Here is a 15,246-nt window from a genome sequence, read left to right on the forward strand (position 1 = left end):
TCCCACGCAATTATCCGCGATTCACGCCCCGTGCGGCGTGGCCTCGGACGTCGCCGTCGTGTCCGGCGCCTTGATGCGGAACCAGGCGACGTAGAGCGCCGGCAGGAACAGCAAGGTCAGCACGGTGCCGACGATGATGCCGCCCATCATCGCATAGGCCATCGGACCCCAGAACACTTCGCGCGCGATCGGGATCAGCGCCAGCGAGGCCGCGGCCGCCGTCAGCATGATCGGCCGCATGCGGTGCTCGGTCGCCTCCATCACGGCCTCCCACGGCGGCCGTCCTTCTTCGCGCAGATGCTCGATCTGCACGATCAGGATCACCGAGTTTCTGATCAGGATGCCGATCAGCGCGAGCACGCCGAGGATGGCGACGAAGCCCAGCGGCGCGCCGCTCGGCAGCAGTGCTGCGACGACGCCGATCAAGGCCAGCGGGGCCACCGCGAACACCAGGAACAGCCGCTGGAAGCTCTGCAGCTGCAGCATCAGGATGGTGGCCATGGTGAACAGCATGATCGGGACGACCGCGATGATCGGCGCCTGGCTCTTGGCGCTCTCCTCGACGCTGCCGCCGGTGACGACCTTGTAGCCGGCTGGAAGCTTGGCGTCGAAGGCCGTGATAGCCGGCTTGAGCTGATCGACCACCGTGTTCGGCTGCACCTGATCGATCACGCTGGCCTTCAAGGTCAGCGTCGGCAGGCGCGAGCGGCGCCAGATTTCCGGCTGCTCGATCTGGTAGCGCAGGGTCGCGAGCGCCGCGAGCGGGATCGACTGGCCGTTGGATCCGGAGAGCTGCAGGTCGCGCAAGGTCTCCAGCGACTGCCGTTCCTTGGCCTGGGCGCGGCCGCGTACGTCGATCAGATAGATGTCGTCGCGCACCTGGGTGATCGAGGTGCCGTCGAGCACGCTGTTCAGCGCATTCGCGATGTCCTCCGAGGTGACGCCGAGCTGGCGCGCCTTGTCCTGCAGCACGTCGACCTTCACGACGCGCGCCGGCTCCATCCAGTCGAAGATGACCGCCCCGAGATGGCTGTTGCCGCGCAGGACGCCGGCCAATTCCTGCGCGATCTCGCGCACCTTGGCGACATCGGGCCCGCTGACGCGATACTGCACCGGGCGGCCGACCGGCGGGCCGATGTCGAGCAGATGCACATAGGCGTCGGTGCCGGGGAACGTCTTGGTCAGATAGGCCTGCAGCTTGGCGCGGGCGCGGTCGCGCGCCTCGAGGCTCCTGGTGACGATGATGATCTGGCCGAACGACACGTCGGCCGGCTGCACGTCGAACGACAGCACGAAGCGCTGGGCGCCGGAGCCGACATAGGTCGACCAATGGTCGATGTCGGGATTGCCCTTCAGCGCCTCCTGCTCGAACTGCGCCATCTGCGCGTTGGTCTCGGCGATCGAGGAGTTCTGCGGCAGGTTGAAGTCGATCACCAACTCGGTACGGTCGGAGGAGGGGAAGAACTGCTGCTGCACGAAGCGCATGCCGAACACCGACAGCCCGAAGATCAGGACCGTGGCGACGATCGTGGTCCAGCGGTTCCGCATGCAGGCATTGAGCATGGCGCGGAAGATCCGCGTCAGCCGGCCGCCCTCGGCATGGTGACTCGGCAAGGTCGCGGGCAGGATGGTGACGCCGAGCAGCGGCGCGAACAGCACGGCGACGATCCAGGACACGACCAGCGACACCGCGATCACGACGAACAGCGTGAAGGTGAACTCGCCGGCGGCGCTGTTGTTGAGGCCAATCGGAATGAAGCCCGCGACCGTCACCAGCGTGCCCGTCAACATCGGGAAGGCGGTCGAGGTGTAGACGTAGGTTGCGGCCTTGCGCAAGGAGTCGCCGACCTCGAGCCGCGCCACCATCATCTCGACCGCGATCATGGCGTCGTCGACCAAGAGGCCGAGCGCGATGATCAGCGCGCCCAGCGAGATGCGCTGCAGCGAGATGCCGGTGTAGGCCATGAACAGGAAGGTGATGGCGAGCACCAGCGGGATCGAGATCGCGACCACGAGGCCGGCGCGGACGCCGAGGCTGACGAAGCTGATCGCGAGCACGATGATCACGGCCTCATAGAGCGCCTTGGTGAAGCCGCCGACGGCTTCCTCGACGATCTTGGGCTGGTCCGAGACGAGATGCACGCCGACGCCGACCGGCAGGTCGGCGATGACCTTGGTCATCTCCTCCTTCAGCGCCTCGCCGAAATCGAGCAGATTGGCGCCGGCCTTCATGCCGATGGCAAGCCCGATCGCCGGCTGGCCGTTGAAGCGGAACAGCGACGTCGGCGGGTCCTCATAGCCGCGGGTGATGGTGGCGACGTCGGTGAGCGGGAAGAAGCGGTCGTTGATGCGCAGGTTGATCGCCTTGAGACTCTCCTCGGAGGTGAACTGGCCGGAGACGCGTACGGCGACGCGCTCGGGGCCGGCCTGCAGCACGCCGGACGGCGACACCGCATTCTGCGCCTGGAGCGCCGTCAGGATGGTGCGCTGGTCGATGCCGAGCGCGGCCACCTTGCGCGGCGAGAATTCGAGATAGATCACCTCGTTCTGCGCGCCGACGATGTCGACGCGGCCGACATTGGGCACGGTCAGCACCTTGGCGCGAACCTCCTCGACGCGGTCGCGCAGCTGGCGCTGGCTGAGGCCGTCGCTGGTGAAGGCGTAGATGTTGCCGAACACGTCACCGAAGCGGTCGTTGAATCCCGGCCCGACGACGCCGGACGGGAAGTCGCCCCTGATGTCGTTGATCAGGTTGCGCACCTGCAGCCAGGTCGGGACGACGTCGCGTGCCTTGGTGGTGTCGCGCAGATTGACGAACACGGTGGTCTGGCCGGGCACCGTCAGGCTCTTGGTGTAGTCGAGCGCCGGCAGCTCCTCCAGCTTCTTCTCGATGCGGTCGGTGACCTGGCGCGTCATCTCCTCGGCGGAGGCGCCGGGCCATTTGGCCTGGATCAGCATCGTCTTGATCGTGAAGGACGGATCCTCCTCGCGGCCGAGATGCACGTAGGAGAAGAGGCCCGCAGCCATGAAAGCGATCATGAAATACCAGACGAGCGAGCGGTGCTCGAGCGCCCAGTCGGAGAGGTTGAAGGACTTCACGGTTGAGATTCCTGATCGATGCGGACGGACTGGCCATCCTTGAGACTGTGCACGCCGGCGGTGACGACGCGCTGCCCGGCTTCGAGGCCGCCGGTGACGCGGACGCTGCCGTCCTCGTTGCGGGCGATCGTGATTTCCTGTCGCTTCACCGTCTTGCTGGTAGCGTCGACCAGCCAGACGAAGCTCTTGTCGTTCTGCTCGAGCACAGCCGAGCGCGGCAGCCGGATGACGGTCTTCTGCTCGATATCGAGCGAGGCGGTCACCGTGGTGCCGAGCCGCATGATCTCGGGCGGATTGTCGAGCGTGATGCGGATGCGGCGCGTGCGCGTGGTGGCGTCGGCGCGCGGCGCGATCTCGCGCACCTTGCCGGCGGCGCTGACGCTGGGATCCACCTGTAGCCGCACGGTGAACGGCGTGCCGGCCTGCAAGGCCCCGGCGATGTCGTCGCCGACATCGATCACGGCCTCGCGGATGTCGGGCCGCGCCACCGTGACGACGCTCTGTCCCGGCGAGACGACCTGGCCGACCTCCGCGCCGACGGCGGTGACGATGCCGGCGAAATCCGCCTTGAGCTGGGCGTAGCCGAGCTGCTCACGCGCCTTGGCGAGATTGGACTGCGCCTTGACGACGGAGGCCTGGGCGGCCGCGCGCGACTGCTCGGCGCTCTCCAAGGTCGCCTTGGTGGTGGCGTCGGTTTCCAGCAGGGTGCGCTGCCGGCCCTCGGTGCCGGTCGCATTGGTCAGTTGTGCCTGGCTGCGCGAGACCTCGGCGGCCGAGGCACGCACGGCGAGCTCGAGCGCGGCGGGATCGATCGCCGCGACGACCTGGTCCTGCTTGACCATGTCGCCGACATAGACGGGCCGGGCGATCAGCCGTCCGAGCACGCGGAAACTGAGATCGGCCTTGTAGCGCGGCTCGATCGTGCCGGTGACGGCCGAGCCGTTGGCCGCCTGCGGCTCGATCTTCATCGACAGCACCGGCCGGACCGGCTCGGGAGCGGCGGCCTTTTCGTTGCAGCCGGCGAGCAGAGCGAGCGCGCCGAGCGGAAGAACACAACGCATGGGCGTCATCACGACCGCTTCTCCTCGTTGAATACGATCTGTTGGCCGACGCTGAGCAGCTTGCCGCCATCGGTCACGACGCGGTCACCCGGTTGCAGCCCGGCCGACACCACGATCGCGCCGGTCTCGTAGTCCTCGATCGTGATCGGCTTCAGCGACACGGTCTTGTCGGCGGCATCGACCAGCCACACCGCCGGTTTCTTGCCGGCCGCGGTGAGCGCGCTCCAGGGCAGCACAATGCGTTGCTCCGGCTTGATGAAGCCGGTGACGCTGACGGCGCTGCCGAGGATCATCTCGGGCGGCGGATTTTCGATTGCCATCTTGACACGGACGGTCCCGGATTTGGGATCGATGGTCGGCGAGACTTCGCGCACTTGACCCTTGGCCGTCACCGAGGGATCCGAGAGCAGCGCAATCGCGGCCTTGGTGCCGTCGAACTTCAACGACAGCGCCGCCTCGTAGACGTCGACCACGGCATCGCGATCGCCGTCACGCGCGAGCGTGAACACGGACTGCGCCGCCTGCGCCACCTGGCCGACCTCGATATTGCGCGCGGTGATCGTGCCGTCGGCGTCGGCGCGCAACTCGGTGAAGGTGAGCGCGTCCTTGGCGGTGTCGCGCTGGGCCTTGGCGGATTCCAGCGAGCCTTCCGCCGTCCGCAGCGTCTCCTGGGCCTGGTCGAAGGTGGCGCGCGTCGTGAAGCCGCTCGAGAGCAGCGTCTGCTGCCGATTGAAGTTGGAGGTCGCGACCTTCACCTGCGACTCCGCGGCGGTCACGGCGGCCTCGGCGGAATCCAGGTCGGCCTGCTGCTCGGCCGGATCGATCCTGGCGAGCAACTGTCCGGCCTTGACGTGCGCGCCGACCTCGACGAGGCGCTCCGTGACGCGGCCGCTGACCCTGAACGACAGGTCGGCGAGCACGCGCGCCTGGACGTCGCCGGTCAGCGTGATCGATTGCCGGCGCTCCGACAGCTTGACCACCTCGGTTCGCACCAGCCGGGACGGCGGTGCGGTTGCGGCCGTTTTCTGCTCGCAGCCGGCCAGCAGCAGGCCGACGGCAGCACAGCCGGCCGCGGCCAGCAGGCGTGAGCCCGGCGCCCGAAGGAAGGGGAATCCTGTGATTGGAGACATGGTCGTATCTTCGGCCCGGTTGGGTGGTGGCGATCATTCCCATCCTGCCGCGCAAGCACGCAAGGACCGGAAAGCGCCTGTTGGTCGTCAGCAGCGCGCAGAACCCGCGCAGCCGCCCGCCGTTGCAGGCAAGGTTCACGCGAAAGTTGAACACCATCCTCTTGACAGTGCGTGAATTAGACAATCAAATCTAGAATAATTCGTCTAGTAACATTCTCGTGGCGGTTTCGAATTCCCCCTGTGTGGGTTGCCGGGCGCTCCCGTTGGGACATCGGCCATCGCTGCCGCCGCGGTGAGCCAAGGCATGACGCGAACGTGCGACGCAAAGCTGCGACTGACCTGAATGACCCCGCGCGCACGACATCACGTGCGCCGCGCCAGGCGCGGGGCCGTGAGCGGCGCGAGCAGCTGCTCGACGCCGCAGCCGCCATCATCGCCGAGTCCGGGATTGGTGCCGTCAGCATGCATGCCGCGGCCCAGCGCGCCGGCGCCTCGATCGGCTCGGTCTATCACTTCTTCCGTGACAAGGATCAGATGCTGGATGCGCTCGCCGAACGTCACGATGCCGAGCTGCAGCCGGCATTCGATCGCGTGCTGCAGCGGAGCGATGCGGAATGGGCAGCGTTGGCGCCCGCAGAGGTCATCGAGCAACTGATCGGCTGGGCGATCCGCTACTTCGTCCGCAATCCCGATGCGCTGGCGACGCTCGATCTGCACGACCAGACCGTGCATGCCGAGTTCAGGGCCGTCATCGACCGCGTCATGCGCGCCAGGCTTGGCGACGAACTGGGCAAACAGGCGGCCACTACGCTCGATGCCGTCGTGCTCGGCACCCTGCTGTTCACGCGCGAGCAGGATCCGCGCAGTCGCGACGTCGTGGTCGCCGCGTTGCCGGAGATGATGGCTACCTATCTGAACGCTCTCGAGGCGAAGCGGAAGCGGACGAAGGCATGAGGTACAGGCGGCGTATCGATGCGATCAGGGCGGCTATCTGAACGGCCACGCGCTGCTCTTCCGATGCATCGCCACTGTGCGCGGCGTCGCCGTGTCCGCGATCGGCTGGGCCGGAAGGACGATCCGGTCGTCGACGTTCCAACGGTCGAGCTCGTAGCGCCATTTGCCATTCTCCGATGTGCGATAATCGCAGTCCTTCAGCGCGCGATCGCGAGACGGTGGATCGATGACCGTAGACGTCGTTCGGCGCTGGCGACGATGCTGACGATCAGGCGGAACGACGAGGCCGGCGCGGACGTACGCATACCGCTCATCGCACGGGGCCCGCCGGCGAAGGCGTGTCGACATGATCCATCGTCGTCATCGACACCGGCTGCGGCTCGTCGATGAGAGCGGAACGATCGCGACGGCGTGCCAGCCGCCGCTCGCTGCTCCGGTCGCGCCTGATGGCGATCCCTTCGACCAGCCGGGCCACGACGCCGACCACGGCAAAGCTCAAGAGCAGCGAGATGCACAGCAGCCCCAGATAGAGCTTCAGCACCGAGCTTGCGAAGCAGGCAAGCGCGATGAGCGCGACAATGGCCAGTCGGCCTTTGACGGAGATCGACATGATGGGGCGTTTCGCTGGTAGCTGATTGTGGGCGCCACTCTAGCGCCATGTTTTCTGCCGCCAAGCCGCGTCCCAATGGGTGGTAAATTTTGCCGCAAGGTCATGACGACAATCGGATGTGCTCCAGCTCAATCGTCGTCGCACGCGTCGCAGTTCAACTCCGCGTTGCGAAGATCCGGTTGTCCTTGTGCCGGCTTCGCGCATTCGTCGTGGGGAACCGAAGCGAGCATCCATCGTCGCCGAGGTCCGGCCTTCCCTGCGCCCTCTCGTTACGATGAGGGCCGAGATATCGCACGATCCGGGCGCATCGCGTCGCGGCAACGCGAAGCCGCGTCATCTCTCCGAGTAACGGATCAAATGCGTTTCTGCGCATCAGGTACGCGACGAGACCGGCTGTTTGAGATGTCCAGCACGACGATCGGCAGACGTGGCTGCTACTGCGCGCTGGCCCACGCCGCGAGCACGGCGCGCTCCTCGCCGGTGATCTCGGTGATGTTGCCGGGCGGCATGGCGCTCGACCACGCGGCGTTGCGTGCGATCAGCCGCGCGTTGCGCTGGATGTTGTCGGCAGTGTCGAGCCGCACGCCCCTGGGCGCCGCGACGATGCCGTCCCATACGGGTTCGGCGGCATGGCACATGCTGCAGCGGGAGGTCACGATCTCCTCGACCTGCGCGAAGCTCGGCGGGGCGCTCAGGGCCGTCTTGGCGTCGCGAGGACCCGCTGCGGACAGCAGCAGGATGCCGATCATGCCCGCGGCTGCGACGCCCCACACCCACCATGGCGATGGATTGCCCTTGTGACGCTCGTTGAAGAAGTGGCGGATGACCGGCCCGAGCGCGAGCACGATGGCGACGATCACCCAATTGTAGCGGGTGCCGAACAAGAGCGGATAGTGATTGCTGATCATCAGCACCACCACCGGCAGGGTCAGATAGTTGTTGTGGACCGAGCGCTCCTTGCCGGCCTTGCCAAGCTTGGGATCCGGCGCCTCGCCGGCGAGCAGCGCGGCGACGATCTTCTTCTGGTTGGGGATGATCACCGCGAACACGTTGGCGACCATGATGGTGCCGATGATGGCGCCGATCTGGTTGAAGGCGCCGCGGCCGCTCAGCACGTGGGTGAAGGCGTAGGTGAGCGCGACGAGGAAGATATAGCCGCCGATCGCGAATGGCAGCTCGTGCCGGGCAAGGCCGCTGCGGCAGGCGGCCTCGTAGAGCAGCCACGCCAGCGCCAGCGAGCCGAAGCTGAACAGGCCGGCCTGAAGGGGCGTGAGATCGAGGATCGACTTGTCCACCAGGAACAGGTCGGCGTTGAGATAATACACCACGATCATCAGCACGAAGCCGGACAGCCAGGTGGTGTAGGCCTCCCATTTGAACCAGGTCAGCTCGCTCGGCATCTGCGCCGGCGCCACCAGATATTTGACGATGTGGTAGAAGCCGCCGCCATGCACCTGCCAGGCCTCGCCCATCACGCCGGTCGGCAGGCCCTCGCGCGGCCTCAGGCTGAGGTCGAGCGCGATGAAGTAGAACGAGCTGCCGATCCAGGCGACCGCGGCGATCACGTGCAGCCAGCGGAAGATCAGGCTCAGCCATTCCGATATGATCGAAGCCCACATCGCGCGCTCATCTCCTTCGACAGGGCAAGTCCAGAGCCGAGTGCCGGCGTCTCATCTGTGGCATCGATCGCATCTGATTTCCAGCGCGTCGCTGTGGCAGTCAGTGCACAACGGATTAGCTGTCATGCGCGCGTGATGCGGTGGACTCCGGCGGCGCGATTGCGTTCAATGTGGCGGTCTGACAAGCGGGACGGGCGGAATGACGAGACTGGTTCTGATCATGCTGGTGTTGGGACAGTTCGCTGGTGTGCCTCTGGCGGCGGCGCAGACCGCACCCAAGCAGAGCACGGCCAAGCGCGCCGATGCCTGCGCGCCGATCGGACGAACCGAGGACGGCAAGCTGGTCTATGCGATGAAATGCGAGAGCATCCCCAAGCCGGTCGCTCCCGTCGCCCCGCCACAGGCGGCCGCCCAGCCGCCGGAGCCGGCTGCGGAACCGGAGCCCGAGACCCAGCGGAGCGGCCTGTTCGGTTGGTCGTACGATCGCCGACCCAAGCCATAGCGCAGCCGTTTCCCCAGACCGCCTCATTCACCGAATTTCTCCTGCAACTGCGGAAGCAGCCGGTCCGGCTTGAACGGCACGGCCGTGAAGCGGATGCCGGTCGCGGCGCGCAGCGCGTTGCCGAGCGCGGCGGCGACCGGATTATAGGGGCTCTCGCTCATCGACTTCGCCCCCAATGGGCCGATCGTGTCGTGGGTGTCGGCAAACAGCACCTCGGTGCGCGGCACGTCAGCATAGGACGGCAGGTGATAGTCGCGGAAGCGCGGATTGATCACGCGGCCCGTGTCGTCGATCACGATCTCCTCGTACAGCGCGGCACCGAGCGCTTGGGCCACGCCGCCCTCGACCTGGCCCCGGCACTGCATCGGATTGGCGACCCGGCCGGCATCCGCGGCCTGCACGCTCTTGAGGATCCTGATCTCGCCGGTCCCCTTGTTCACAGCGACGCGAAAGCCCTGGACGTTGAACGCGACCGAGCGCGGCGTGCCCTGCGAACTGCCGCTCGCGGTGAGCGGCGATCCGCTGGCGTTCGCGAGCTCGGCGAAAGCGAGACGGTGTGCGCCGCAGGTGATTGCATCATCGGCGATCACGCAGGCGCCGGGAGCGACGTTCCACCTGTCGGCAGCGAACCGCTTGATCGTCTCGGCCAGCGCCTCGGCCGCAGCCTGGGTCGCGCGTCCCGCGACGAAGGTGCCTGTCGAGCCATAGGCGCCGGTGTCGTGGCCGCCATGCGCCGTGTCGGACTGCTTCAGCGTGATGCGATCGACGGTGGTGCCGAGCACGGTCGCGGCGATCTGGCGATGGACGGTGCTGGTGCCGTTGCCGAATTCGGCGGTGCCGACGGTGAGCACGAAGCCGCCGTCGTCGCGCAGGCTGACGGTGGCATCGGCGATATGTCCATCGGGCGGCACGGTGTCGATCATCGTCAGCGCGATGCCATCGCCCTTCAGCCACTCGGCCGCCAGCTCCGGCGTCGGCGTGGCCTCGGCCATCGCGCGCTCGACCAGATCGAGGCACTGGTCGAGCCCGTAGGAGCCGTACAGCACGTCGCTGTGCCCGGATGCCGGCGGCGCCAGCATGGCATCGCCCGGCCTGACGATGTTGCGGCGTCGCATCTCGAAAGCGTCGATGCCGAGCTGCCGCGCGAGCTCGTCGATCGCGGCTTCGACCGCGAACGTGGTTTGCGGCAGGCCGTAGCCCCGATAGGCGCCGGCCGGCACCGTGTTGGTGTAGACGGCGAGGCCGTCGACCTTCTTGTTGGGACAATTGTAGACCGAGATCGACTCGGCGCAGGCATGGAACAGCACGGGCCCGGCATGATTGCCGTAGGCGCCGGTGTTGGAAAGAACATCGAGCTGCAGCGCGGTCAGCTTGCCATCCTTGTCGGCGCCGGCCTTGACCGTGACGCGCATCGGATGCCGCGTCGAGGTCGCGATGAACTGCTCCTCTCTGGTGAATTCGAGCTTCACGGGGCGCTTTGTCTTCAGCGCGGCGAGCGCGAGGATGTCCTCGACGAACATCTCCTGCTTGCCGCCGAAGCCGCCGCCGACGCGCTCGCAGAACACGCGGACATTATCGGGCGCGAGGTCGAAGATCTCGCACAGCGCCCGTTTCGTCAGGAACGGCACCTGCGTGCTGGAACGGACGGTGAGTACGCCCTTCTCGTCAAGCCAAGCGAGACCGCCGTGCGTTTCCAGCGCCGCATGCTGCACGCGCTGGGTGGTGAAGGTGCCTTCATAGGTCGCGGCGGCGGACGCGAGCGCGGCGGCGACGTCGCCGAACTCGCCATGGGTCTCGGCGACGATGTTGCGGGCGACGTCCGCGATGCGATGCGCGCTGCCACGGCCGGCGTGAATGACCGGCGCGCCGGGCTCGATCGCGTCAGCGGGATCGACCACGGCAGGCAGGATCTCGTAGTCGACGACGAGACGCCGACAGGCCTCTTCGGCCGCTGCTTCGGTCTCGGCGACGACGGCCGCGACCTTCTGGCCGATGAAGCGCACGACGTCGTCGAGCACGCGGGTGTCCGCCGGATCCATCCAGGCCTGCTCATGGCGCGCGGTGGAGAACAGCGTCGCCGGCGCATCCTCATGCGTCAGCACGGCGTGCACGCCCGGCACCGCCAGCGCAGCCCTCTTGTCGATGCCGGCGATGCGCGCATGCGCGTGCGGCGAGCGCGCGAGCTTGACGTGCAGCAGGCCTTCGACCGTCGTGTCGAAGGTGTAGCGCGCCCGGCCGCGTACGACGTCGGGGCCGGCGGGGGCGGGCAGGCTGCGTCCGAAGGCTTCGCCGGCTGTGACCTGCTCGACATGAACGTGGCCGAGCAGCGCGTCCTCGATGGCGCGATAGCCGGTGCAGCGGCACAGATTGCCCTTCAGCGCCGCGCCGAGATCCTTCTTCTGCGCCTGGTTCAACGAGGCGCAGGTGACGATCATGCCGGCGGTGCAGAAGCCGCATTGGAACGCCTGCGCATCGAGGAAGGCCTGCTGCATCGGATGCAGGCCGTCATCGGTCGCGAGGCCTTCGACAGTCGTGACCGCCTTGCCATCGGCACGAAAGGCAGGGATCAGGCAGCTATGCACCGGTTCGCCGTCGAGCAGCACAGTGCAGGCACCGCAATCGCCGGCGTCGCAGCCCTTCTTGACGCCGAAATGGCCGGTGTCGCGCAGAAAGGTCCGCAGGCATTGCCCGGGGCGCGGGGCAGCATCGACCTCCTTGCCATCCACGATCACGCTCATGGCCTGAAGCCCGCGAACTCGGCGCGGATCTCCTCGGCGAGGCGCAGAGTCATCGCCTTGCGCCAGGCGGGCTTGCCATGAACATCATCATGATACGACGCGTCTGGGATGCTGCCGAGAATGCCGGCGCGCAATTCGGTTGGGTCGGGCATCGTGGCGAAGCGCAGCTGCTGCGGCTTGATCGTCGATCCGGTTACCGTGAGCAGCAGGTCGCCGCTGCGGCCCGAGGTGCCGATCAGCAGCGCGCCGGAGCGTCCGACCGGTGTGAGGGCGATCTGGCGGAAGGCAGCGCGGCGCTTGAGCGCGGCCAGCGGAACGTCGATCTGGCGCAGCAGATCTCCAGGCGCGAGCACGTTGCTGTTGTTTCCGGTGACGAAGTCGGTGACCTGGATGCGCTGCTCGCTGCCGTCGTTCTTCCAGATCGTGCAGACGCCCTCGAGCGCGGCGAGCAGCGAGATCATCGGCCCGGCCGGCAGCGACATGCAGAGATTGCCGCCCACGGTCGCCGTCTTCCAGATCTTGAACGAAGCGAGGAACGCGCGGCAGCATCGATCGATCAGCGGCGCCGCGATCCACTCGGCCGGGCAGGGCAGCGCGTCCAGATCGGCGACGCTGCAGGTCGCGGCGATGCACAGGCCCTGATCGCTGATGCTGAGAGACGGCCAGGCGAGATCGCTGAGATCGATCAGCCGCGACAGGCGCGGCTGCGGTTCCGAGAAAAGCCACGTGCCGCCGGCCAGCCAGGCATCGCCTGCCTGCCAGCTGGGCAGCTCGGCCCGCGTCCTCGGGCGCACGACCGCCGTGATGGTGTTCAGATCCATGGTGAAGCCAGCTCGTGGGCGCAGCCTATCGCGGGTGGAATCCTTGCAAGACCAGCGCCAACTGGCAATAGGATGACGCTGGCCTTCCGCTTGCAAGTTACCGGCACATGCAAACGCCCAATCACCGAGACGAGACAGCCATGAGCACGACGCCGATCTGGATCAAGGACCCGCTCGCCATTCTCGCCGAGGGTGCTGCGCGCGGTGTCGTCGTGAAGGACGGCCGCATCGCCGAGCTGGTGCCTGCCGGGGCCGAGCCGGCCACCGCTGATGCGGCGATCTATGATGCCAGCGGGCATGTCGTGATCCCCGGGCTGATCAACACCCATCATCACTTCTACCAGACGCTGACGCGCGCGCTGCCGGCCGCGATGGACCGCGAGCTGTTCCCCTGGCTGAAGGCGCTCTATCCGATCTGGGCGAAGCTGACGCCGGAGGCACTGGATGCGGCGGTCACGGTTGCGATGGCCGAGCTGATGCTGTCCGGCTGCACGACGACGACCGATCATCACTACGTGTTTCCGGCCGGCCTCGAGGACGCGGTCGGCATCGAGGTGGCGGCGGCGAAGCGGCTGGGCATTCGAGTGCTATTGACCCGCGGCTCGATGAACCTGTCCGAGCGCGACGGCGGATTGCCGCCGGACAGTGTGGTGCAGGACGAGGATACGATCCTCGCCGACAGCGAGCGCGTGGTCGCGACCTATCACGAGCGCGGGCCGGATGCGATGGTGCAGATCGCGCTGGCGCCGTGCTCGCCGTTTTCGGTCACGGGATCGCTGATGCAGAAGACGGCCGATCTCGCCGACAAGCTCGACGTGCGGCTGCATACCCATCTCGCGGAGACCGAGGACGAGAACCGCTTCTGCGAGGCGATGTTCGGCTGCCGTCCGCTCGACTATCTGGAGAAGCATGGCTGGCTCGGACCGCGAACCTGGCTGGCGCACGGCATCTTCTTCAATGCCGAGGAGATGAAACGGCTCGGCAAGGCCAAGACCGCGATCACTCACTGCGCCTGCTCGAACCAGTTGCTCGCGTCCGGCTGCTGCCCGGTGTGCGAGATGGAGGAGGCGGGCGTCGGGATCGGCCTCGGCGTCGACGGCTCGGCGTCGAACGACGGCTCAAACCTGATGCAGGAGGTGCGTGCCGCGTTCCTGCTGCAGCGGGCGCGCTACGGCGTTGGCCGGATCAGCCACAAGGATGCGCTGCGCTGGGCAACCAAGGGCTCGGCCGCCTGCGTCGGCCGGCCGGAGCTCGGCGAGATCGCGGTGGGCAAGGCCGCCGACCTCGCACTGTTCAAACTCGACGAGCTGCGCTTCTCGGGTTCAGGGGATCCGATCGCTGCGCTGGTGCTCTGCGGCGCCCACCGCGCCGACCGCGTGATGGTCGGCGGCCGCTGGACCGTGATCGACGGCGCAATTCCGGGACTGGACGTCGGCGGGCTGATCGATCGGCACAGCGCGGCCGCCAAGTCCATGCGGGGAGGGTGAAGCGCGCAGCGTTGGAAAATATCCGCTCGAGAACTCCCCCCGACGTGTGGGGAGAGTTCCTGCCGGGTGCTGCGTCTACTTGCCCGGCACCTTGTCGTCGACGCCCTTGACATAGAAGTTCATGCCGAGAATCTGGCCGTCGGCGAGATGGTCGCCGCCCTTGCACTCGATCTCCTTGCCGTCCTGGCCGAGCACAGGGCACTTGAACGGGTGCAGCTTGCCGGCGGTGATCGCGGCCTGGGTCTCCTCGGCCAGCTTCTTCACGTCATCGGGCATGTTGGTATAGGGCGCCATCTCGAACATCTTGGAATCGAGGCCGCCCCAGGTGTCCTCCGACTTCCAGGTGCCGTCGAGCTCGGCCTTGACGCGCGCGATGTAGTAGGGCCCCCAGGTGTCGAGGATCGAGGTGAGCTGCGCCTTGGGGCCGAACTTGATCATCTCGGAGTCCTGGCCGAAGGCGAGCTTGCCGCGCTCGGCTGCGATCTGCATGGCAGCCGGGCTGTCGGTGTGCTGCATGATGATGTCGGCGCCCTGGTCGATCAGCGCCTTGGCGGCGTCGGCTTCCTTGCCGGGGTCGAACCAGGTGTTGGCCCAGATGATCTTGACCTTGATGTTCGGGTTGACCGTCTGCGCGCCGATGATGGTGGCGTTGATGCCCGAAATGACCTCCGGGATCGGGAACGAGCCGATATAGCCGAGCACGCCGGCCTTCGACATCTTGCCGGCGATGATGCCCTGGATGTAGCGGCCCTGATACCAGCGCGCCGAATAGGTCGACATGTTCTTGTCGCGCTTGTATCCGGTGGCGTGCTCGAAATGCACGTTGGGATACTTCTTGGCGACCTTCAGGGTCGGATCCATGTAGCCGAACGAGGTCGTGAAGATCAGCTTGTTGCCGGCGCGGACCAACTGCTCGATGGCGCGCTCGGCGTCCGGGCCTTCCGGTACGTTCTCCAGATAGGTCGTCTCGATCTTGTCACCGAGCTCCTTCACCAGCGCCTGGCGCGCGAGCTCATGCTGATAGGTCCAGCCGAGGTCGCCGATCGGTCCGAGATAGATGAAGCCGACCTTCAGCTTGTCGGCGGCGTGCGCCACGCCGGCAATGCTTCCCGCCAGCACCAGCGCGGCGGCAGCCCCCAGAAGCCTTTTCATCATCGTCCATGCCTCCAAACAATCCGGGGAAAACCTCGTGCGCCAGAGCACCGCGCCCCATCGCTGGCGCTCC

General features: G+C 66.8%; 11 protein-coding genes. 3 read left to right on the forward strand and 8 right to left on the reverse strand.

The features are described from left to right. Positions 1-21: 21 nt before the first annotated feature. Genes QX041_RS30305 through QX041_RS30315 form a run of 3 tightly spaced genes read right to left on the reverse strand, consistent with a single transcriptional unit; the run spans position 22 to position 5,290 of the window. Positions 22-3,099, reverse strand: a complete 3,078-nt coding sequence (locus tag QX041_RS30305; RefSeq protein ID WP_315717799.1) for an efflux RND transporter permease subunit — start codon at positions 3,097-3,099, stop codon at positions 22-24. Continuing rightward, a complete protein-coding gene (locus QX041_RS30310; protein ID WP_315769637.1) occupies positions 3,096-4,172 on the reverse strand; it encodes an efflux RND transporter periplasmic adaptor subunit in 1,077 nt (358 codons plus the stop codon). The genes QX041_RS30305 and QX041_RS30310 overlap by 4 nt, the downstream gene beginning before the upstream one ends. Further along, positions 4,169-5,290 carry an efflux RND transporter periplasmic adaptor subunit gene (locus QX041_RS30315; RefSeq protein WP_315717798.1) on the reverse strand — a complete coding sequence of 374 codons (1,122 nt, stop codon included), beginning with the start codon at positions 5,288-5,290 and terminating at the stop codon, positions 4,169-4,171. Before QX041_RS30315 ends, QX041_RS30310 begins: the two co-directional genes overlap by 4 nt. Before the next feature lie 315 nt (positions 5,291-5,605). Here QX041_RS30315 and QX041_RS30320 point away from each other — a divergent pair, with 315 nt between their 5' ends. Continuing rightward, positions 5,606-6,244, forward strand: coding sequence for a TetR/AcrR family transcriptional regulator (locus QX041_RS30320; RefSeq protein ID WP_315717797.1), 639 nt, complete (start codon positions 5,606-5,608; stop codon positions 6,242-6,244). A 310-nt stretch (positions 6,245-6,554) separates the two neighbouring features. Here QX041_RS30320 and QX041_RS30325 read toward each other — a convergent pair whose 3' ends face one another. Both QX041_RS30325 and QX041_RS30330 read right to left on the reverse strand, forming a co-directional pair. Continuing rightward, positions 6,555-6,854 carry a hypothetical protein gene (locus QX041_RS30325; protein ID WP_315717796.1) on the reverse strand — a complete coding sequence of 100 codons (300 nt, stop codon included), beginning with the start codon at positions 6,852-6,854 and terminating at the stop codon, positions 6,555-6,557. Between the two features lie 434 nt (positions 6,855-7,288). Further along, positions 7,289-8,473 (reverse strand): urate hydroxylase PuuD, encoded by a 1,185-nt coding sequence (locus QX041_RS30330; protein WP_316167599.1) that lies wholly within the window; start codon positions 8,471-8,473, stop codon positions 7,289-7,291. Positions 8,474-8,672: 199 nt separating this feature from the next. Here QX041_RS30330 and QX041_RS30335 point away from each other — a divergent pair, with 199 nt between their 5' ends. Beyond that, complete coding sequence (locus QX041_RS30335; RefSeq protein ID WP_316167601.1) at positions 8,673-8,975, forward strand: hypothetical protein; 303 nt, start codon at positions 8,673-8,675, stop codon at positions 8,973-8,975. Positions 8,976-8,998: 23 nt separating this feature from the next. Here QX041_RS30335 and QX041_RS30340 read toward each other — a convergent pair whose 3' ends face one another. Next, positions 8,999-11,713, reverse strand: coding sequence for a molybdopterin-dependent oxidoreductase (locus QX041_RS30340; RefSeq protein WP_316167604.1), 2,715 nt, complete (start codon positions 11,711-11,713; stop codon positions 8,999-9,001). Then, complete coding sequence (locus QX041_RS30345) at positions 11,710-12,534, reverse strand: FAD binding domain-containing protein (protein ID WP_315827088.1); 825 nt, start codon at positions 12,532-12,534, stop codon at positions 11,710-11,712. Before QX041_RS30345 ends, QX041_RS30340 begins: the two co-directional genes overlap by 4 nt. 140 nt (positions 12,535-12,674) lie before the next feature. Between QX041_RS30345 and QX041_RS30350 the strand changes: the two genes are divergently transcribed. Further along, positions 12,675-14,021 (forward strand): 8-oxoguanine deaminase, encoded by a 1,347-nt coding sequence (locus QX041_RS30350; RefSeq protein WP_316167606.1) that lies wholly within the window; start codon positions 12,675-12,677, stop codon positions 14,019-14,021. Between the two features lie 75 nt (positions 14,022-14,096). Here the strand turns inward: QX041_RS30350 and QX041_RS30355 are convergent, their stop codons facing one another. Next, positions 14,097-15,176: a BMP family ABC transporter substrate-binding protein gene (locus QX041_RS30355; RefSeq protein WP_315717790.1), complete on the reverse strand. Its 1,080-nt coding sequence runs from the start codon at positions 15,174-15,176 to the stop codon at positions 14,097-14,099. Positions 15,177-15,246: the final 70 nt, after the last annotated feature.

Source organism: Bradyrhizobium sp. SZCCHNRI2009, from assembly GCF_032485115.1.
In the GTDB taxonomy this organism is placed as follows: domain Bacteria; phylum Pseudomonadota; class Alphaproteobacteria; order Rhizobiales; family Xanthobacteraceae; genus Bradyrhizobium.